This window comes from Alteromonas sp. P256, from assembly GCF_036864455.1.
Taxonomy (GTDB): Bacteria; Pseudomonadota; Gammaproteobacteria; order Enterobacterales; family Alteromonadaceae; genus Alteromonas.
Genome location: NZ_JAZETM010000002.1, coordinates 97,719 through 117,829, shown reverse-complemented (window position 1 = coordinate 117,829; position 20,111 = coordinate 97,719). Strand labels below are relative to the sequence as shown.

At 44.7% G+C, this 20,111-nt stretch carries 18 protein-coding genes; 11 read left to right on the top strand and 7 right to left on the bottom strand.

Annotated elements, in window-relative coordinates:
• Window positions 1-11: 11 nt before the first annotated feature.
• Window positions 12-2,759 carry a TonB-dependent receptor gene (locus V7R39_RS03835; protein ID WP_334028362.1) on the top strand — a complete coding sequence of 916 codons (2,748 nt, stop codon included), beginning with the start codon at window positions 12-14 and terminating at the stop codon, window positions 2,757-2,759.
• A gap of 110 nt (window positions 2,760-2,869) precedes the next feature.
• Entirely contained in the window at window positions 2,870-4,171 is a 1,302-nt protein-coding gene (locus V7R39_RS03830) for a glycoside hydrolase family 2 TIM barrel-domain containing protein (RefSeq protein ID WP_334028360.1), read from the top strand.
• 19 nt (window positions 4,172-4,190) lie between these two features.
• On the opposite strand, the gene V7R39_RS03825 is transcribed toward V7R39_RS03830, so the two are convergent.
• Window positions 4,191-5,477, bottom strand: a complete 1,287-nt coding sequence (locus V7R39_RS03825) for a DUF445 domain-containing protein (protein WP_334028358.1) — start codon at window positions 5,475-5,477, stop codon at window positions 4,191-4,193.
• A 621-nt stretch (window positions 5,478-6,098) separates the two neighbouring features.
• Here V7R39_RS03825 and V7R39_RS03820 point away from each other — a divergent pair.
• A complete protein-coding gene (locus V7R39_RS03820) occupies window positions 6,099-6,770 on the top strand; it encodes a hypothetical protein (RefSeq protein WP_334028355.1) in 672 nt (223 codons plus the stop codon).
• A gap of 40 nt (window positions 6,771-6,810) precedes the next feature.
• Window positions 6,811-7,362, top strand: coding sequence for a sugar O-acetyltransferase (locus V7R39_RS03815; protein WP_334028353.1), 552 nt, complete (start codon window positions 6,811-6,813; stop codon window positions 7,360-7,362).
• Window positions 7,363-7,511: 149 nt separating this feature from the next.
• Here the strand turns inward: V7R39_RS03815 and V7R39_RS03810 are convergent, their stop codons facing one another.
• Window positions 7,512-8,489 (bottom strand): DNA topoisomerase IB, encoded by a 978-nt coding sequence (locus V7R39_RS03810; RefSeq protein WP_334028351.1) that lies wholly within the window; start codon window positions 8,487-8,489, stop codon window positions 7,512-7,514.
• 567 nt (window positions 8,490-9,056) lie between these two features.
• On the opposite strand from V7R39_RS03810, the gene V7R39_RS03805 reads away from it, so the two are divergent.
• From V7R39_RS03805 to V7R39_RS03795, 3 genes are all read left to right on the top strand, one after another.
• Entirely contained in the window at window positions 9,057-9,476 is a 420-nt protein-coding gene (locus tag V7R39_RS03805) for an MAPEG family protein (protein WP_334028349.1), read from the top strand.
• 57 nt (window positions 9,477-9,533) lie between these two features.
• Window positions 9,534-10,388: a formyl transferase gene (locus V7R39_RS03800; protein ID WP_334028347.1), complete on the top strand. Its 855-nt coding sequence runs from the start codon at window positions 9,534-9,536 to the stop codon at window positions 10,386-10,388.
• Between the two features lie 101 nt (window positions 10,389-10,489).
• On the top strand, window positions 10,490-11,509 hold the full coding sequence (locus tag V7R39_RS03795; protein ID WP_334028345.1) for a hypothetical protein: 1,020 nt from the start codon (window positions 10,490-10,492) through the stop codon (window positions 11,507-11,509).
• A 245-nt stretch (window positions 11,510-11,754) separates the two neighbouring features.
• On the opposite strand, the gene dkgB is transcribed toward V7R39_RS03795, so the two are convergent.
• Entirely contained in the window at window positions 11,755-12,558 is an 804-nt protein-coding gene (dkgB, locus tag V7R39_RS03790; RefSeq protein WP_334028343.1) for a 2,5-didehydrogluconate reductase DkgB, read from the bottom strand.
• A 266-nt stretch (window positions 12,559-12,824) separates the two neighbouring features.
• Here dkgB and V7R39_RS03785 point away from each other — a divergent pair, with 266 nt between their 5' ends.
• The 4 genes from V7R39_RS03785 (at window position 12,825) to V7R39_RS03770 (ending at window position 16,654) form a co-directional block, all read left to right on the top strand.
• A complete protein-coding gene (locus V7R39_RS03785; RefSeq protein ID WP_334028341.1) occupies window positions 12,825-13,529 on the top strand; it encodes a spondin domain-containing protein in 705 nt (234 codons plus the stop codon).
• Window positions 13,530-13,539: 10 nt separating this feature from the next.
• Complete coding sequence (locus V7R39_RS03780; RefSeq protein WP_334028339.1) at window positions 13,540-14,268, top strand: spondin domain-containing protein; 729 nt, start codon at window positions 13,540-13,542, stop codon at window positions 14,266-14,268.
• Between the two features lie 158 nt (window positions 14,269-14,426).
• A complete protein-coding gene (locus tag V7R39_RS03775) occupies window positions 14,427-15,155 on the top strand; it encodes a response regulator transcription factor (RefSeq protein ID WP_334028337.1) in 729 nt (242 codons plus the stop codon).
• 11 nt (window positions 15,156-15,166) lie between these two features.
• On the top strand, window positions 15,167-16,654 hold the full coding sequence (locus V7R39_RS03770; RefSeq protein ID WP_334028336.1) for a sensor histidine kinase: 1,488 nt from the start codon (window positions 15,167-15,169) through the stop codon (window positions 16,652-16,654).
• A 163-nt stretch (window positions 16,655-16,817) separates the two neighbouring features.
• Here the strand turns inward: V7R39_RS03770 and rluB are convergent, their stop codons facing one another.
• The 4 genes from rluB to V7R39_RS03750 form a co-directional block, all read right to left on the bottom strand.
• Window positions 16,818-17,717: a 23S rRNA pseudouridine(2605) synthase RluB gene (gene rluB / locus V7R39_RS03765; protein ID WP_334028333.1), complete on the bottom strand. Its 900-nt coding sequence runs from the start codon at window positions 17,715-17,717 to the stop codon at window positions 16,818-16,820.
• Between the two features lie 27 nt (window positions 17,718-17,744).
• The gene (gene scpB / locus V7R39_RS03760) at window positions 17,745-18,353 is read right to left on the bottom strand and encodes an SMC-Scp complex subunit ScpB (protein ID WP_334028331.1); all 609 of its coding nucleotides are present in this window, start codon (window positions 18,351-18,353) and stop codon (window positions 17,745-17,747) included.
• Window positions 18,340-19,239: a segregation and condensation protein A gene (locus tag V7R39_RS03755; RefSeq protein ID WP_438823513.1), complete on the bottom strand. Its 900-nt coding sequence runs from the start codon at window positions 19,237-19,239 to the stop codon at window positions 18,340-18,342. The genes scpB and V7R39_RS03755 overlap by 14 nt, the downstream gene beginning before the upstream one ends.
• Window positions 19,240-19,320: 81 nt before the next feature.
• The gene (locus tag V7R39_RS03750; RefSeq protein ID WP_334028326.1) at window positions 19,321-19,941 is read right to left on the bottom strand and encodes an L-threonylcarbamoyladenylate synthase; all 621 of its coding nucleotides are present in this window, start codon (window positions 19,939-19,941) and stop codon (window positions 19,321-19,323) included.
• Window positions 19,942-20,111: the final 170 nt, after the last annotated feature.

The window sequence follows — 20,111 nt, the reverse complement described above, 5'->3', positions numbered from 1 at the left end:
GGAGATACGAAATGGAATATTTCAATAAAAATGTATCGAGCGCGGAGCAAGGGTTCATGAGTACTGCCACAACAAAGGTTCATTTCGCCAGCAAACAGCTTTTGATTGCTGCGGTTGCTTTAATGACCTGCACCTCGTTAGCAGCACAGGAAGCTGAAAGCGAACAAGATAAAAATGACGCTGACGTAGAGCGAATTATTGTCACTGTAGAGCGCAGAACACAGGACTTACAAGACTTAGCGGGCACTGCCTTTGCGTTTTCTGGAGAGGATTTAAAAGCCCAGGGCATTCAGGATATTACTGATATCGCAGAGTCTATCCCCGGTCTTGAGATTGGTAATAATCAAGGTAACGTGGAGGTGTGGATTAGAGGTATAGGCAGTTCTAACAACACCGAGCTTGGCGACCCTGCCGCTGCAACTCACCTAGACGGTGTCTACATTCCTCGTCCTTCAGGTATTGGTTCTGCCTTTTTTGACATATCGAGAGTAGAAGTAAACGTTGGCCCGCAGGGCACGCTGCGCGGTCGTAACGCCACCGCCGGCTCGGTAAACATCATTCCTTGGCGACCGGCCTTGAATCAGTGGAATGGAAGTGCAGAAGTGGAGGTGGGTAATTATAATCAGCGTTCTATAACAGGTGCGCTTAACATTCCTGCTACCGATAACTTAGCCTTTCGCATTGCAGGCACTAAAGTTGATCATGACTCGTATTATAACGATGTCGGCCCCTTAGACCTTGAGCTTGCCGAGGCCGCAGATAACCTTGGACTGCGTTTTCAAGCGCTGTATGAGCCCACGGATGACTTAAGTATTTACCTTTCTTATGATTACGCCCGGGAACAGGGAACTGGGTATACTGGTACTAACTTTGCGCTGCCATTGGGTTTAGGGATTGACCCAGATGACATTGAAGACCCTCGAGATGTCGTCGGAAGAGGCTTCACTCCAATTCAAGACACTATCCACGATGGATTTAAAATTGAAGTTACGTGGGATATGGGTAAGGCCCTACTTGAGTACAACGGCAGTTATCGAAACTTAATTTACGACTATCAAGCCGCCACACCGCTGTCGCCTGATTTCCCTGGCGTATTTGAAGCACTAGACCCATTAGACCAAGCAATTGATGACTTTTCACGCTTTCAGTTCTTAACCGACTCAGAATCGATTATTCACGAACTCCGCCTGCTATCTGATGATGATACCAGTCGCTTAACCTATACCGCAGGTATCTTCTTATTTAATGAGAGACAGCAAACGTTTCTAGCATCGGCTGGCGATAGAGGCGGCTTTTTCCAAGGGGCTGAATTTAATCAACCAAATACGGATACCGATTCATTTTCTGTTTACGGTGATGCTACCTATGAGTTTAGCGCAGAAACTCGCTTAACCCTCGGCCTTCGTTACACTGAAGATACAAAAACCCGACAAGGTGTGAACGCGCGGTATGCGTTTGCATTGGGTGGGTTTGATGTCAATACCGGCAACCCGTTTGGTTGCTGTATGGGAGCGCGCGTTGGCACTGAAGGATTTGCGTTTGCAGGATTTGGACGCTCTATTTATGAGCCTGACCAAGATGGTGACGGTGCGGTATCTGATGCTGAATTTTTAAACTTTTACTTCGACGGTATTGCTCAGTTTGGTGAGCGAGACACCCTTGATGATATTTTTGCTAACGGCATTACTCCGGGCGGCGCAGACGTGCGCCCTGCGTGTTCAGATAGCGACGTTACCGACAACCTGATTTGTAACCAAGACGGCACCCACTCTTTTGCTGTGCCCATTTCACCAAACAACTCAATTACCGTTCAAGACGGACGTATTGACAATAACTTTGTCGACTGGCGGATACGTATTGAGCACGACGTAAATAACGATCAGCTTGTATATGGATTGATTGCCACAGGTCACAAATCTGGCGGCTTTAACGATACGTTTAGCGATCCAACCACTGGGCTTACTCTAGCGCCAACTTATCAAGAAGAAAGCGTTACTTTGTTTGAGTTTGGCTCAAAAAATGAGTTTGATTTAGGCGACGTGCCTACTACGTTTAATTTTTCAGCGTTTTATAACGACTATCGCGATCAGGTATTTACTAACCTACTCTCTGTAGAGCAGGCCCTTGAATTCAACTCAGGCGCTCCAGTAGACCCTCTCGACGCAACGCCAGGCGCACTGGTGGTATCGTTTAGCTTTAACGCCGCAGATTCAGCCATTTATGGTATGCAGTTTGATGGCAAGTTTGAGCTTCCCTACGATATTAACCTTAATTGGACAGCGTTGTGGCTTGAGGCAGAAATTGAAGACAGTCAAGATATTCAAGACTCTCGCTTTCAAGCAGATGTGGCACCCGATGAAGCAGTGTTTCAGTCTATTGACGGCAACCGACTGCCACGCACTCCTCGCTTTCAACTCAATGCAAGCTTAAGCCAGGTGTTTGATATCAGTTCTGGCACCATTGATTACGTTATATCTGCAGGTTGGCGGGATGAGCAGTTTCTCATTATTTTTAACAGCATCGATTATCAAAACCCTGACAACCCGCGCCGCCGTTTAGACGACAGCGTAGACGCCTATTGGACCGTTGACGCTGGTTTGGGTTACACCCACGGCGATGGGGCACTCAGATTTGAGGCGTTCGCTAACAATCTGTTTGATGAGGTTCGCACTGCTGCAACCATTATTACCCAATTTGATAACACACGCTTCTTCACGCGCCCCAGAACCTTTGGTGTGCGCATGCGCTACACTTACTAATTAAGGTTTGTATTATCTAACAATTGATTATGGACGGCGACGCCCTCATTAGGGTGTCGCAGCGTTTACATGTTATTGAAAACCGTTAGGCACGCTTAAGGAGTGATGCAGTGGCCATACTTCATCGTTTAAACACACATTTCCTAATCGCTGTATTAGCACTATTTTCACCCTGCCTATTTGCTAAAGCTATTCACGTAGAGGTAACTAAAGCTTCAGACGGAGGCTATGTGTTAACCCGGGCAGGTAAACATTATGTGGTTAAAGGTGCAGGTGCGGATGGCGCTGATTTAAAAGCCTTGAAGGCACATGGCGCTAACTCTGTTCGTACCTGGTCTATTAACGGTGGCGCTTATTCGGCTTTTGAACTTTTAGATAAAGCTCATGAGTTAGGGATGACGGTGTCTTTAGGACTAGATTTTGCGCGGGAGCGCCACGGTTTTGATTACAATGACTCATATGCAGTGGCAGCGCAATTAAAACGGGTGAAAGCAGAAGTGATAAAATATAAAGACCACCCTGCTCTACTCACATGGTTTATTGGTAACGAATTGAACTTCGATTTCACTAACCCGAAAGTTTACGACGCCGTAGACCAAACCGCAGAAATGATCAAAAGCTTAGATCCACACCACCCCACTACCACAACGATGGCTGGCTTTGACAAAAAAGCCATGGATGCTATTACCCAGCGAGCAACATCATTAGACTTCATTAGCTTTCAGCTTTATGCCGATGTGGTAAACCTACCCAAGTATATCAAGTCTTACGGCTACACAGGCCCTTACATGATTACCGAATGGGGCGCTGTAGGCCACTGGGAAGTGCATAAAACAAAATGGGGCGCGCCCGTTGAAACAACAAGCTCTGAAAAGGCCAGTAACTATGCCAAAAGCTATTTAAAAGCTATTCAGCCCCATGGGAAGCAAGTTATCGGCAACTATGTGTTTTTATGGGGTCAAAAACAAGAACGCACCAGCACCTGGTACGGCATGTTTTTAGACTCTGGCGAGCGCACAGAAGCTGTTGATGTAATGCAATATATATGGACAGGCAGGTGGCCAGAAAATCGAACACCCCGGGTTAGCCCTATTGGCTTAGATGGCAAGGTAGCCTTTGATAACGTGTATCTTTTTATGGGTGATAAGTACGAAGCAACTCTCAATGCAGTAGACCCAGATAAAGACTCACTAACCTTCAAGTGGGAAATAAGAAAGGAATCGACAGCAACACAAGTAGGTGGCGATAAAGAGGAAGTCCCTGAGATTGTGGATGGATTAATTAAAGATACCTCTGCTCAAAAAATTGAATTTGAAGCACCGAAAACACCAGGGGCTTATCGGTTATACGCCTATGTGTATGATGGAAACGGTAACGCCGCACACGCGAATATTCCATTTTTTGTGAAGTGAATTGCGTATCGAGCGACTCTCACAAACCAATAAGCATCTCTATGCCAAACAGTATTGCGCCAATTCCCCCACCCACAATAGTGCCATTAATACGCACTTTTTGAAGGTCTCTACCTATATTCAACTCTACTTGCTCTGCCATGTCTTCTTCATCCCAACTATTTATCGTGTCTCTAATGTGCCGAGTAAGAAACTCGGCTAACTCAGGCGCCATGTATTTTGCAGCCTCACCGATATGCTGATTGAATGAATGGGATAATTGACTATCGTTTCGCAAAGAAGCCCCTAAATCCTGTAATAATCCCGCGACCTTTTGCTCTGCTTTTCCCTCATTTTCTTCAAGGGATTTTAACAGCCATAAGTTAAATCGTTGCCACGAGTTGTGAAGATAATTCTTTAGCGCAGGATCGTTAATAACTTTTTCTCTGAATCCGTTTACTTTTTGCTCCATACCAGGGCTGTGCTGTAGGTCGTGTAAAAACTCATTAACCTGCTCGTCAAATGCATGCCTTATTGGATGATCTTCGTCTTGATAAATATCTTCTAAAATAGATGATACAGCCTTTACCGCTATTAACGCGCCCTGCTCGCTTATCCAACTAGAAGGTAAAATCTTCTCAAGTCTGCTGTATTCAGTCTTAAGCCATATCACTAGCGTATCGGCAATGTATTCTTGCGTATCTGGTTGACTGAGTAATCCTGCTAATTTACCGAGAAGCCTGTCGAGCATAACTTGGTGTTGGCGCTCTTTGGTTACTGCTCCTAGTGAGGTAGCGATTAACTGGTTTAAATCGAGATTTTTCAACCCTTTCTCTACCGTTTTAGCAATAAAGGCTTTTACCGGTTTATCGTCTAATATTCTTAACATTCCGCTTAGCGCATCACATAAAAAACGGCTTAGCTTTTGCGCATTCTGTGGGGTTTCTAGCCACCGGCCAGCACCTTGCGCAGGGTTACTGTCGCTTATAAGCTTTTCAATTGCTTGGGGATTAAAAAACTTTTCCTTTACGAATTCAGAAAGGTTATTGGCAATAGCGTTTTTATTATTCGCCACTATGTTGGTATGAGGAATTGGATAAGATGAAGGAATAGGTTTGAACAACGCAGTGACCGCAAACCAATCGGCTAGCCCGCCGACTAAGGCTGCTTCACTTGCCATTTTGATAAGCCCTAGCCACCAAGTATGAGCAATATCAGGCTGATATTTTTGAATGAGGATAGTGATCACAAAAACACCCGCCGCAAACAGTAAACATGCCAGCGCCTGACGCTTAGCTCTGTGTAGCTGATACTGCTTATCTTGCATGCTATTTCCTTTAAATAAAAATGCTAACCGTGTAGAAGGCCCAATGATTGAAATAGCCTGAACGCACACTATCTTTTTCTCTGCTTCGACTTTTTTCCTACCCACTATGCAAACTACAGACCCATTATCAGCAAACAAAGGCTTTAAGTACATCTACTTGCTTAGCCGTAACACAACGCCGCTGTTTGAGCGCATCACAGTGCAACTCGGCTGCTTACTTTATGTAATACCTTATGTGAACGTTCTGCTCAGCTTTGTACTTAAACTTTGAATTAGCGCACATCTTCTGCTGCACACATAATCACCACAAATAGCGAAAAAAATCATTATTTCGCTTTTTCAGTAACTTAATAATGAAACCCACGAAAAAAATGTACTAGCCAGCAGCCCGAAATTCAATAAATGTTTGTTTTTTATAGCTTTTAATACTTGGCACGGTACATGATAACAACATACTACGAGGTAACTGCTAGCTAATTTACATACTGGCTAAATACCTGCTAAGCAACATTTAAGTCATAGTGAGAGAATAAAGACGTACTACTTACGTAATCATGTACTGCGTTACGCCACTAGTTTTCTCGCTTCAATATAAAATTATAGATTCTCAAAGGAACGAAAATGAAAAAGTCTTCTATCGCTGGTGCCATGATTGTAGTCAGTACAGCGTTATTAAGCGGCTGTGTTATTCATGTGGGTAACGCTAGCGCTATGGATGGAAACGACGTGAGTACTATGCTTGGCAACGTTGATATAAAAAGCGGTAAGCATGCCGGTGATATTTCATCAATCAATGGTAACGTGGATATTGATGATCACGGCAGTGCCGAGGACATCAGCATAGTAAACGGCAATTTAGACATGCAAAGTCACGTAACAGCGAGAAGAATTGATGTTGTAAACGGTGATATTTTCGCTGCATCTCATGTCACTGTAACGCAAGATGTAGAAACGGTGAATGGCGACATATCGTTTGATTCTCATGGTGAAATAGGCGGGAATATAGAAACGGTAAATGGCGACATTCATATTACCGACGTAACAATCGAAAAAGACCTAGCTACTGTTAATGGCGACATTGATATTGAAGGCGACAGCGTTATTTTCGGCAACATCGTTTATAAAAGTAGCGACAGCAAATGGATAGACGAGGATGACCACATGCCCACCCTTACCATAGGGTCTAATGTGACATTGCACGGGTCTGTAATATTAGAGCGACCAGTTGATCTCAAGATTGAAAATAAAGACATCAAAGGAAAGGTTATTGTAAGCTACGCCGACGCGAAATAATCGTTTACCGTATTGTTTACCGAATAGGCACTAAATTTACATGACCGAACATGAAAAAATGCTCGCAGGCGAGCTTTATTTCCCTTCAGATAAACACCTTACGGCACGTCGTAAAGACTGCCGTAAGCAGTTAGATATTCTCAATAGTATATGTCAGACTGAACATAAAAAGCGCACACAGTTACTTAAATCTCTGTTCGCCGAAACGGGAAAACGCCTGTACATCGAGTCTACGTTTAAATGTGACTATGGTGAAAACATTGTTGTGGGTGAGAACTTTTATGCCAATTTCAATTGCGTTATTTTAGACGCCGCCAAGGTCACCATTGGTGATAACTGCATGTTGGCACCACAAGTTGGTTTATATACCGCCACACATCCAATAGATCCCGTGCAGCGTGCCACCGGCATTGAATTCGCAAAACCAATCACGCTTGGCGACAATTGCTGGGTAGGTGGAATGGCCGTAATAAACCCTGGTGTGAAGCTTGGTAATAATGTGGTGGTTGCATCGGGTGCTGTAGTAACCAAATCCTTTGGTGATAATGTGATCATTGGCGGAAACCCTGCCCGCGTTATTAGGCCATGTTAACCTTTGGTGTGCGAATTTTTATCTGAATGGAGGGGGTTTAATCGCGGATCAGTTTTTTGGATCCAGCGGGCTATATCAATTGCTTAAGATAGGTCACTTAGCGTAGCAATACCTACGGCGTTTTTACCTTTATGCTTAACGCTGTATAGCTAGCGCTCCAAGAATGCTAAAAAGCCTCGCTCTGCGCGGCTTAAATATTTCGTTTTTCTCGGTAGTGTTAAAGACTTTCTCCATGCCTCTTGAGTTGCCCCATCTTCTTTACACAATGCAATTAACTCTGGGTGCACATAAGATTTACGAGCAATGGCTGGCGTGTTACCAAGTTGAGAAGACACCGTACCAAGCGTGCTTTTAAGAGTAAGTTCGCCTGTTGCATAAGCCAGTTCTTCAAATGCAATCACACTGGCTCGCCACGTTCTAAAGTGCTTGGCACTAAACGATTCACCCATGACCCCTTGAATATACTGATTGACATCACCTGAGGTCACATTAGTACGCTCTCCATCGCTTACATATTGAAAGAGGTGTTGACCTGGCAAATCCTGCAGCTCTTTAATTACATGGCTAAGCACTCTGTCGGTGATATTGACTTCTCGCTCCTTTCCCGACTTAGCACGGTAGTTCAGCTGAATGGTTTTACCGGTAAGTTTTGCGTGTCGAGTGCGAAGCGTTGTGGCACCGTAGCTTTTATTTTGCTTAACGTTGCGTTCGTTGCCAATTCTCAAGGCGCCTAAATCCATTAGCCTGACCACCGCAGCCAACGTGCGCTGAACAGTAAGCTCGTCACCTTGTAAGTCAGATTCCAATTGCGCTCTAAGAAGCGGTAACTTATTACCGAAAACACCGCAGGCCTCATACTTTTTTGCCTCCTGCTGAGCTCTGAATTCCGGATGATAACGGTACTGCTTGCGCCCTTTGCTATCAAACCCAGTCGCTAGAATATGGCCGTTTTCTTCAGGGCAGAACCACGCATTTTTATAGGCTGGCGGAAACGCTAAGCCATTTAGCCTATCAATAACATCTGCATCTTGTATGGATTTTCCGATAGGATCGAAATACTGCCATTGCTTGCCCTTTGGCTTTCGAGATATGCCGGGTAAATTATCGTCAACATAAATTAATTGCATTGTTTTTTACGAATCCTAGTTATTCTCACCGCGACGTTTACTGAGCGTTTTATTATCTGCTACATACTTAAAAGCCTACAAGATTTAAGCCATGTTCTGCTGCCGTTTATTTAGCGATTGTCACATTCAGCTATTCGCTATTGTTACTCACTATACATTTAGCTTTCAGCCAAGCCTTAATACTCACTCAGAGGACTCCTTTGATAGTCGTTCATTTTCCCTTTCACGACGAGGTTATTACAAGTGAGAAGCGTCATATATCCTTGATGCGACGGAGATAATTCCGGAATTCCCGTGTAATTTTTATAAGTAATTTGGAATATATTACAGCGGCCTTCGTTGATTTTGCGCTTTAAGCGAGTAAAGCGCTGCTAATAATAGAGGCGTGCTTTTTGCACAGTGCTTTTGACACAGTGCTTTTGACACAGTGCTTTTTGCCCAGTGTTTTTTGCCCAGTGTTTTTTGCAAAGTGCTTTCCATAACCTGTTTTTTACAGCGTTATTTTTAATCACCTTATAAGGGTTGCGACTATCGCAAAACACGGAAAACTCAGTAAAGGATTTATCCATGACAGATATCACATTTTCAGTTTACTTCGCCTTCTATTTGTATTTATTGCTTTTACTCGTGCAGTGGGGCGTTGCAACGGTGAGCAAAGCGAAACAACCCCATGCAGTCCCAGGCAAAATAGATGACGATTTATCACATGATAGCTTTGTCTTTAGAGCGCATCGCACGTTTCACAATACGCTTGAAAACAGTGCTTTATTTATAGGTACCGTGTTATTTGCCTTTGTTATTAATTATCAAAGCCCAGTTTTTGCGCTTTGTGTATGGGTCTATGTTATCGCGAGAGTCATTCACATGGCGCTTTACTATGCCATTGCCACCGAAAAGAACCCAAGCCCAAGAAGCTACTTCTTTTTAATCGGTATTATTGCTAACGTGATTATGTTGGTGTTGCTGGGAATGAGATTAGCGGTGTAGTATCGGTCCCCCGCCCTAGTTAAAACACTTTATTGAAGCCGTTTTGAAAGGACGATTATGCGCATTACACTTCTTTGCAACTTAGATATTGCTAGTAATTTGGCCGCAAATCGTCTTGTCACGGCCCTACCCGAACATCATTTTAGTGTGCTAATGACTGCGCAGGTAGGTGGCAAGAACCATCGGCCTAAAGCGCTTGAGGCGTTGTCCTTCTACGAAAACACACTATTCACTGAAATTCTCTTTCCTGCGCTAATCTCTGGGCAAAAAGCTTCTGGCAAAGAAGTTTGTGTAAAAGAAACTTGTGAAAAAAAAGGCGATGAAACACCGAGACTTCTCACATTCGACGCCATGCAACAGCGTGGTGTCGACATCCATCCCGTGTCAGAGATTAACAAAGGTAACGGCCTTTCTATATTAGAGCGCTGCCAACCCGATTTAATATTGTCGGTGCGCTTTGGCCGTATTTTAAAAACCCCCGCCCTTGACGTGCCCAAACACGGAGTACTCAATCTGCACTCGGGATTATTGCCACAGTACCGCGGAATTATGGCAACATTTTGGGCGATGCTAAGGGACGAATCTCATATAGGGTGCACGTTACATCGCATACAAGATGGAGGTATTGATACGGGCGATATATTGTCTACCCACCCTATCAAAACTGACTACAACCGGTCCTATTTTGACAATATGCTTGCCATTTACCCTGCAGGCTTAGATGCCATGATCGCCGCGACAAAACGTATAGCAGACGGCGTGGTGCTAGTTTCGATACCGCAAAACGACACACAAGCCAATTATTATGGCCTACCAGACCCAGCCTCTATCTCATTATTTGAGCAGAAAGGTCATCGTTGGCTTATTCACAGTAACTTAATCAGCTTGGCGCAACGATTCTTTCCCCAATAACGTGTAAAATACGTTTTTTTCTGCAGTAGAATTCGTAATAGTGCGTCGGTTCACCCTCTACGCTGCGTGTTATCGATGACAATTAATGACAAGGAACATGTGTGGATAGGACTTTACTCAATAGGCTCAGTAACCTTTTTAGCCTAGCTGTTATGATGGTATTGCTTGCCCTTTTAACAAGTGAGGAAAGTGCGGCAAGTGAGGAAAGTGCAGCAGCCGATACCACCATAAGTGCTGATTCAGTGAAATTTTCACAAAAGCTAGACATTCAGCTGCGTTATGACAATCGCTCGAATAGACCTAGTCGAGAGCAGTATCGCTTTCGTTATTACCCTTCCGTTTCGCTATCAAAAGCGTGGTCGCTGCATAGCTTTGTTGTAACTGGTGACGGATTTTCTTCAAGCCACAATACCATTGGCAGTAGCAACACCGATTACCTCTACGCTAGGCGACTTTATGCCCGTCATGAAAGTGAGTACGGAAAAACAGAATTTGGAATAATACCTACGTACAAAGGCCGAGTTTCTTCTACAGGGCTATCGAAAGATGGGTGGATAACTGGCTTTCGACACGTTCGTTCTCTTCGCAATAATAGCGCTATAGAAGTTGTTGTAGGGCAACTTGCCAATGAACAAGCTAACCATGCGTTAGATATTGGCAAAGGAAACAGCGATGACAACTACTTTGAAGTTGAATACTCAGCACGAATGGGTCAACGGCACAGCTATGAAGCCAGCATAGAGCGAATGCTACGTGGTGATTTCCTGCGCGCTGAATATCGCTTCAACTATTCCAGTGACAACACGTTGTTTTTTGAAAACGTGCAGCGCATTGATGCATCAGCAAATAAATTTGTTGCCGGTATGAGTGGCGAATTCTCTGGAGAACGTGTGAGCCTGCCCTACCCCATCGAGTACTTCGCTTACTACTCTTATGTGGACGATGGTTTTGGTGAACGCGTAGAGCTTACTGAAGACTTTTTAGGCACCGGACACGGTGGCTCTGTGGAATTTAGCAGTGTGTTGTCTAGACAGCACAATACCGACTGGTTTGTGAGGGTGGACAATGTAGGCGGCGTTACTCGCTTACTGGCAGGAGTAAAACTGTCTCTTAACCGATGAGGGTTAACCATCAAAATATAGTCGATTGCTTTTGAAAATTTAGAGGTTTGGAAGAATTAGAAGTTTCGAGAAATTAGGAGGCTTTGTTATTTTAATCGCTGATTTTCTGCTTCTATTTGTAAAAGCGAAAGCAAGCAGCGAAAGGCAGAATCTGTTACGTGCTCTGTCCAATCGCTACTCTTTATTTTGCGTTGTCTTTTTGTAACTAACGCTTTGTTAGTCTACCTAATCAGTACTCTACTGTTTTAATCCCATTTGGGAGCAAAGTCAGGGTCGACAATTCGCTCGCCATTATCCAGTTCATCAATTGCCTCTAGCTCTTCATCAGATAGCTGTACTCCACCATAAGCTAAGTTTTCTGCCAGATGTGTTTTACTGGTTGATGAAGGTATTGCATAGATATGGCGTTTCTCCATCCACGATAGAACTACTTGAGCAGCCGAAGCATCATATTTCTTAGCAATCGCTGTGAGCGTATCATCGTGCATCACCTTGCCCACCGCAAATGGCATGTAGGCGGTTACCTTAATGCCCCTTTCTCTGCATGCATCTACCACTGCGTGATTTTGCATGAAGGGGTGAAACTCTACTTGGTTGGTATAAATTTCACCTTTACCCAAAATATTCTCTGCTTGGTCCATCTGGTCTATCGTAAAGTTAGATACGCCAATGTGTCGAGCCAACCCGAGTTCTTTCGCTTGTTTTAAACGATTTAAGTAACTTTCAAGGGTTATATCATTACCTGGATAGGGCCAATGTATAAGAAGTAAATCTACATATTCAAGTTTTAGCTTTTCTAAACTTTCATGGACACTTGCCATGAAGTGGTCTTCACCTAATGATTCATACCAAACTTTGGTAGTAACGAAAAAGTCGGCGCGTTTTAACCCACTGGTTTGAATAGCATCGCCTACCTCAGATTCATTACCGTAAAACTGTGCAGTATCGATATGGCGAAACCCTACTTCAAGTGCGTCGCTCACTGCTTGCCTAGCCTGTTCGGCTTCCAAACGGAATGTTCCCATTCCCAACTGCGGCATGTCTTTCATCTTTCCTCCTTGTCATTTTAAAACAACTTGTACGTTATTTCCTACGGGTGGTTGCAACAGTGGATCGCTATTTTTTGTTGATATTGATGGGGGGGAATAGAAATGTGTGCAATAAAAAACACTGCAATAGTTGTTATCTCAAGAGAATAAATTTGTCTGATTTTTGGGATACTTTTGTGACATTTCCCCCTCAGTATTGCTTAGACATGAGCGCCTACTTGCAAGAACTTGTTCATAAGAGCTTTTTGATAACTGAGGAAATACCCATGAAACAACTAAGTAAACTTACTACCGCAGCGTTATTAGTTTTTACAGCCCAACACAGTGTTGCCGCCGATTTGACTGTAGAAATTCAAAACTTAACTCACGGCTTGTATTTCACCCCCATTGCAGCAGTAGCACACTCTGCAGATGCCAGCCTTTTTGAGGTGGGTGAAACGGCGAGTACCGAGTTACAAATGATGGCAGAAGGTGGGAGCTTAGAAGGTATAGCAACCATCGGCGACGCCATTGGAGCGGATGTTATTGCCAATCCAGCGGGCGGATTGTTAGCCCCAACCATGACAGCATCAGCGGATATCACGACAGCTGATAGCAACATCGTGTTGTCTGTTGTTGCTATGGTACTTCCATCTAACGACGGCTTTATTGGGTTAGACAACTGGCAAATTCCAACAGAGGCGGGCACGTATACCGTTTATCTCAATGCTTATGATGCAGGCACAGAGGCCAATGACGAAGTGCGCGGTAGTGGCGCATTAGGAGAAGCAGGAATGCCTGTTCCACCCCCGTTAGAGGACATGTTGGGCACTGGCGGAACCGGCGTTGCCGGAGCAGACATTAACCAAACTGTTCATATACACAGAGGAAACATTGGCGATGATTCGTTAACTGAAGGCGCAAGCGACGTAAATAATGCCGTTCATCGCTGGTTGAACCCTGTAGCGAAAGTCACCGTAACGGTGCGATAAGGAGCAGGATATGACCAACTTATTGCAAGAAAAGACAAAACATTTTCGAAAAGCTATTGTATTGCTAATCCCTTTTTTACTTGCCGCTTGTGGTGATGACGAAATCAGAGAGGTGATTGTTGAAGTACCGGCAGAAATTCCACCGCCAGTGCCCGTGAGCTATGAAGTTACTGTAACCAATTTAACCAATGCACAGCCTCTATCTCCACCTGCCGTTGTATTACATGGTGACGATACCCTTTGGCAGATTGGTGACGTCGCCTCTGTTGAGCTAGAGCGCATAGCCGAAGGTGGCGACGCTACAGAATTTCTTAAACAGGGTGTAGCAAGCGCTGGGGGCACTGGCCCTATACCGCCTGGCGATTCGCAAACGATAAGTGTGACAGTGGATGATGTCACAGATGCCAACCTGACTATTGCCACTATGTTGGTCAATACCAACGATGCGTTTACCGGAATGAGTAACTGGAACTTATCCAGCCTTGAGGTTGGTGAAACCTACATTACTTCTCGCCCTGCTTATGACTCTGGTACAGAATCGAATTCAGAAAGTGCAGCAACAATGCCTGGCCCCGCGGCTAACGGAGAAGGGTTTAATGCCGAGCGTGATGACACTGGCTATATTTCGATGCATCCGGGTGTCGTGAGCGGTGACGACGGACTGCCCCAGTCTGCCCTGTCTTCACAGCACAAGTTCGACAACCCAGTTATCCGCATTCACATTACCCGAACTGAGTAAAATGAATGTGTTCCAAGGGGCAATTGGCACCAGCGTTTGATAAAAATGTTACCCAATGCCCCTGACACAAACCGACTCACCAAATAAAAGCGTTAATCGGATGAAAGATTAACGCCTTTTCATCGTTCTACTTATTTTTAGCGCGCGGAACGCTTCGGATGACTGACACAATATTAATCGTTGAAGACGATCAAGATATAGCAAATCTTATGAGAGTCAATTTGCAAGAATTGGGGGTGAACATTGAGCATCAATCTGATGGCAAAGCGGCACTTAAAAGCGCATTGACGGGTGGATACGCCATTGTGATATTAGACGTTATGTTGCCATCGCTCAATGGCTTAGATATTTGCCGACAGGTGCGGGAAGCGCTTCCGATGCAAATTATTATTATGCTTACCTCAAAAACGTCGGAAACCGACAGAGTGTTAGGGTTAGAGCTAGGCGCCGACGATTACATGACAAAACCCTTCAGTGTGCGAGAACTACAGGCCAGGGTGCGCTCACAACTGCGGAAATTTCACGCCCTGTTAAACAACCAGAATACTCAAAACAGCCAGCAAAAACCTAACGCTTCCTTAACCATCGGAAGCCTTACCATTGACCAGCAGAGCCATGAAGTCTTTTTGCAGGGAAAAGAATTAGTACTTACCGTTACCGAATTTGAATTACTTCATCATTTAGCCAGCCATCCTGGGCAGGTGTTCAGTCGAAGTCAGCTGCTTGAGTCGGTATGGGGATACCACCATAGCGGGTATGAGCATACCGTTAACTCTCACATCAACCGGCTGCGATTTAAATTAGAAAAAGACGCCACCGCGCCCCAAATTGTGCAAACCGTGTGGGGCGTTGGCTATAAATTCAATCCACAAGGTGTGGGCAAATAAGGAACAAACCAATGAAACTCAGTTTTTATCCTCGCCTTGCGCTGTATGTAGTGGGCGTATTTATGGTCGTTATTGTTGCCTGCTTTTACGTCACTAACTTACTGCAGCAGCGTACTCAAGAAGAAGCCGAGCAAAGACTCCACATTGGTTTGGCTGAGCATTTAGTTGGCGACAATCCGCTGCTAGAAGAAGGGGTTTATGACTACAAAGCGTTAGAGAATCTATTTCACACGCTGATGGTGTTAGGGCCCAATTTCGAATTTTATTATCTCAGTCCGCAAGGTCAAATACTTACCTACTCAGCAGAGCCAGGTAAGGTAAAAGTAAAGAAAATCGATCTTACCCCCATTCTTCAACTAGTGAATACCGACATTGAATTACCTATTCTTGGAGATGACCCAAGAAACCTAGGCCAGCATAAGATTTTTTCAGCCGCTCCCGTATACAAGCAAGACACGCTTCAAGGCTACTTGTATGTGATTATTGGCGGTGAGCGTTACGACTCCATTCTTGCTAATTTGAAAAACAGCCAAAGCATGCGAGAAGTGGCGTTGTTTATGTTTGTGGGTATGGCTTTGCTATTAACCGTGCTTTTGATCCTTTTCAAATATTTCACTCACCCCCTTAGGCGCTTAAGTGATGACATGGATAAGGTATGCAAAGCAGAATTTGATCGAGAAAAGTTACTGCCCGTTTTAGCCAAGTGGGACAAGAACAGCACCAATGAGATAGACCGTCTAGGATGTGGTTTTCACGATATGCTAATGCACATTGATGATCAGTTTAGGCAATTAAATAAGATTGATAGCCAACGACGCGTGCTGCTGGCCGACTTATCCCACGACCTGCGAACCCCTTTGGCAAGTTTGCAGGGCTATATCGAAACTTTGGCAATTAACGGTGATAACCTGTCCCAAAAGGACAAACAATACTTTATTGATGTATCTTTGAAAAATGCGAAAAATCTAAAGCATCTCATCGACCAAATTTTTGAACTGGCGTACTTAGAGGGCGGCCAAGTAATGCTGCATCAAGAGTCATTTCCGTTAGGAGAGTTACTTCATGATGTAGCAGCAAAATTTGAGCTAGATGCAAAGCAAAAAGACATTACTATTCGCGTTATTCCCAATCATTTCGAGTATCACGTATTTGCAGATATTGGAAAGCTTGAGCGGGTGCTTACCAACCTAATTGCCAACGCGATACGTCACACGCAACCCAATGGAAGCATTGACTTAAAAGTCACTATTTTTGATGAAAAATTGCGGGTAGATATTAGTGATACTGGCGTAGGTATAAGCGACAAGGAAATTGCGTTTATCTTCGATGCTAGATATCAAGCTAGCAATACAGAGAAAGGTAGCCTTAGCCACGTAGGGTTAGGATTAGCTATTTGTAAAAAGCTTATGGCGCTGCTGAATTCAGATTTACGGGTAGAAAGCCGGCTAGGCCACGGAACGTGTTTTAGTTTTGAATTAACCCTTGCCCAACACACGTAAGCAATCGGTTAAGAATGCTCTGACTTAGCTAAGCTCATATAACGTTGCTAGATAGATTTTGTGAAAAGTGGCAGATAAAGAAAAAGGGCATGCCGCCCTTTTTCACTTTTACTATTTTTTGCGTTTCTTTGCTCTAAACTTGCGCTAAATAAAGTATTCGGCTTTATTTGCGCTTAGTAGCGCGGCCCACTCTATTTTTAAGCCCCTGCTGCTTGCGCACTTTGTGCTTTTTCACCGAGCGACGCATGCGGCTTAACCTAACGTGATCCAGCTTGCCCTGTTGGTTCACATTCACCATGGTCTGGGTTTCTTCAGTTAACTGAACATGCTTTCTCAGCGCGTTAACATCTGATAGTTCAAGTTCCACCCACGCACCTTGAGGCAGGCGTTTTTGCAGTTCGATAGGACCATACTTTACGCGGATAAGACGGCTTACCTGAACCCCTTGAGACTCCCATAAGCGACGAACTTCTCGGTTACGCCCCTCTTTTAGGGTAACGTTGTACCAGCGGTTCATACTTTCGTCTTCGGATAGTTGCGGTGTAGGAGCGCCAGATACCGTGAGGAACTTGGCTTCACCATCTTCTAGCTGAACCCCTTTTTTAAGGGTGCTGATGGTTTTGCCAGTAACTTCACCAAATACACGTACTGCGTATTCTCGCTCCACTTCGCACTTAGGGTGCATCAGGCGGTTGGCGAGCTCACCGTCGTTAGTGAACAGCAATAAGCCACTGGTGTTCATATCTAAGCGGCCTACCGTTATCCAACGCCCTAGGCGTATTGCTGGAAGTCGGTCGAACACTGTATCTCGGCCTTCTGGATCGTGTCTGCTACACAACTCACCTTCAGGCTTGTTGTACATAAGAACACGGCACACAGGCTGTTCGGTTTGGCGGGATAGCAAATGGCCATCAACGCGAATGTTTGCGGTGTTGTCAACGCGGTCGCCAAGGGTTGCAACGGTACCATCTACCGATACTCTTCCGTCGTCAATCCAACGTTCCATTTCTCGTCGCGAGCCTAGCCCTTGGTTAGCTAGTACTTTTTGCAACTTTTCAGTCATGGGTAACTTCACTCTTTGTTTGCTTGTTTACGGTCGCACGGTCTGTGTTGACGGTGCCTCATTTAACACCTTAAGCGTCGAGTCAGATTCAATACTTTCTGCCATATTTTCAAAGGCATCTGCATTTGGCAAATCGGCCAGTGATGACATAGAAAAATAATCTAGAAAACCTTTGGTTGTAGCGTAAAGCGCTGGACGCCCAGGCACTTCTTTGTGCCCTACAACTTTAATCCAATCTCGTTCTGTGAGTGTTTTTATAATATTGCTGCTTACCGCCACTCCCCTCACCTGCTCAATTTCGCCGCGGGTGATAGGTTGACGATACGCAATAAGCGCCAATGTTTCTAACATTGCGCGCGAATACTTTGGTGCACTTTCTTGCCATAGCTTGCTTAACCAAGGGCTAAGCGCGTCAAGGGACTGAAATCGAAAGCCACTTGCTACTTCAATTAGCTGAATTCCGCGGGGCTGATAATCTAACATCAGCTCGTTAATTACCTTGCTTAAGGTTCTGTCCGCCACGGTAAATTCGCTCAGCACAGACTCTTTCAACTGCTGTTTTGTAATGGGTTTTTCTGCTACAAATATAGCAGCTTCAACTAGCTGTTTTAGCTGTGCGGTATTAATTTTCTTCATGTGAGCCCAATTTTACATGAATTTTGGCGTAAGGACCTGCCTGTATGCAAAAAATAAGTTGTTCTTTCATTAGCTCTAAAATGGCTAAAAACGATACCACCACACCAGCGCGTCCTTCCTCCATGGTGAAAAGCGCCTCAAGTGGCGAGAAGTCTGTACTATTGAGCAGACTCAATATCAATGACATGCGCTCTCGCGTGCTTAGCGCCTCTCTTGCAATGGTATGGTGTTCAAAGGCTTCAGCCCGCTTCATTGCTTGACTAAATGCCAATACCACCTCAGCAAGGGTCACATCTGGCTCAACCCTAATAGGCACTACGTTAGAGCTTGTTGCAACAGCAACGTTGAACACATCACGCTCTAAGCGCGGCTGCTCATCTAAGTCTTCCGCGGCTTGTTTTACCAGTTCATACTCTTTCAAACGCCGTATAAGCTCGGCGCGAGGGTCTTCCTCATCATCGCTTTCATCACTTCGCTTGGGCAGTAGCAAGCGAGATTTAATCTCCGCTAAAATCGCCGCCATCAAAAGATATTCTGCGGCAAGTTCAAGCTTTAGCGCCATCATGGCATCCACATATTCCATGTACTGCTTAGTGACATCAGCAATGGGCAATACGGTGATATCAAACTTTTGTTTTCTGATAAGATACAGCAGTAAGTCTAGCGGCCCCTCAAACGTTTCTAGAATCACTTCGAGAGCATCGGGAGGAATGAACAAGTCCTCTGGCTTTTCAATCAACGCCTCACCGTTGATAAACGCCAGAGGTAATGGCTGCTGAACAGGTACCTGAGGCTGCTTTTCGCTGTTATTACGCTCTTCGTTTAAATCGGCGTTGGTAAGTTCTGCGTTGATAAGCTCGCCACCTTTAGACCCATTGCTGGGCATGTCGGTATTGGCAAGCACAGCGCCCGCCTCTTGGGTATTTGTGTCATCGTTCAACGTCAGTTTTCGCTGCAAAGACTATCGTTACTGAAACGGCGTAATGTCACCGGTCCCTTCACGTAATATCACTGGCGTATCGTCAGACAAATCCACTACCGTAGTAAGATGCTCGCCAATATAACCACCGTGGATAATTAGCCCAACTTGCTTCTCAAGATTCTCGCGAATAACGTCTGGATCAGATTCAGCTTCTGTTTTACCCGGCAAAATAAGCGATGTAGACATTAGTGGTTCACCCAGTTCCTCTAGCAGTGCTAGCGCAATGGCGTTGTCTGGCACGCGAATACCAATTGTTTTACGCTTAGGGTTTTGTAAGCGCTTCGGCACTTCTCGCGTGGCTTTTAACACAAAGGTATAGCGCCCTGGCGTGTTGTTTTTGATTTGGCGAAAAGCCGTGTTATCTACTTTTGCGTAAATCGACAGCTCAGACATGTCGCGGCACATCAGCGTGAAGTTGTGATCCTTATCTATCTGACGAATACGGCACAATTGCTCTAAGGCTTTTTTATCCTCGATTTGACAGCCGATGGCGTAACCAGAGTCGGTAGGATAGACCACTACGGCACCGTCGCGAATTAACTCACAAGCTTGAGTGATAAGGCGCTTTTGCGGGTTATCTGGGTGAACGTAAAAAAATTGGCTCATGGTGTCTCTTCATCCCATCAGTTAAGTAAGTAGTTAGGGCGTGTTAATCTTTGTTGCACGAGTTTTGGGCTAAATGGAAGCATTTTAATCGCGAAAAAGTCTTTTAGGCCTAGTGGGCTTAGTCAAAGGGCCCAATTAAAAAAAGCGGCGACAAAGAGTAAAATGCTTCC

Excerpts from the sequence above, each read along its gene's own strand:
- V7R39_RS03815 (WP_334028353.1), top strand. The coding sequence starts at position 6,811 with ATGACCGAACATGAAAAAATGCTCGCAGGCGAGCTTTATTTCCCTTCA.
- V7R39_RS03750 (WP_334028326.1), bottom strand. The coding sequence starts at position 19,941 with ATGAGCCAATTTTTTTACGTTCACCCAGATAACCCGCAAAAGCGCCTT.
- rluB (WP_334028333.1), bottom strand. The coding sequence starts at position 17,717 with ATGACTGAAAAGTTGCAAAAAGTACTAGCTAACCAAGGGCTAGGCTCG.
- V7R39_RS03805 (WP_334028349.1), top strand. The coding sequence starts at position 9,057 with ATGACAGATATCACATTTTCAGTTTACTTCGCCTTCTATTTGTATTTA.
- scpB (WP_334028331.1), bottom strand. The coding sequence starts at position 18,353 with ATGAAGAAAATTAATACCGCACAGCTAAAACAGCTAGTTGAAGCTGCT.
- V7R39_RS03800 (WP_334028347.1), top strand. The coding sequence starts at position 9,534 with ATGCGCATTACACTTCTTTGCAACTTAGATATTGCTAGTAATTTGGCC.
- V7R39_RS03775 (WP_334028337.1), top strand. The coding sequence starts at position 14,427 with ATGACTGACACAATATTAATCGTTGAAGACGATCAAGATATAGCAAAT.
- V7R39_RS03755 (WP_438823513.1), bottom strand. The coding sequence starts at position 19,239 with ATGCCCAGCAATGGGTCTAAAGGTGGCGAGCTTATCAACGCAGAACTT.
- dkgB (WP_334028343.1), bottom strand. The coding sequence starts at position 12,558 with ATGAAAGACATGCCGCAGTTGGGAATGGGAACATTCCGTTTGGAAGCC.
- V7R39_RS03785 (WP_334028341.1), top strand. The coding sequence starts at position 12,825 with ATGAAACAACTAAGTAAACTTACTACCGCAGCGTTATTAGTTTTTACA.
- V7R39_RS03835 (WP_334028362.1), top strand. The coding sequence starts at position 12 with ATGGAATATTTCAATAAAAATGTATCGAGCGCGGAGCAAGGGTTCATG.
- V7R39_RS03820 (WP_334028355.1), top strand. The coding sequence starts at position 6,099 with ATGAAAAAGTCTTCTATCGCTGGTGCCATGATTGTAGTCAGTACAGCG.
- V7R39_RS03780 (WP_334028339.1), top strand. The coding sequence starts at position 13,540 with ATGACCAACTTATTGCAAGAAAAGACAAAACATTTTCGAAAAGCTATT.
- V7R39_RS03770 (WP_334028336.1), top strand. The coding sequence starts at position 15,167 with ATGAAACTCAGTTTTTATCCTCGCCTTGCGCTGTATGTAGTGGGCGTA.
- V7R39_RS03825 (WP_334028358.1), bottom strand. The coding sequence starts at position 5,477 with ATGCAAGATAAGCAGTATCAGCTACACAGAGCTAAGCGTCAGGCGCTG.
- V7R39_RS03810 (WP_334028351.1), bottom strand. The coding sequence starts at position 8,489 with ATGCAATTAATTTATGTTGACGATAATTTACCCGGCATATCTCGAAAG.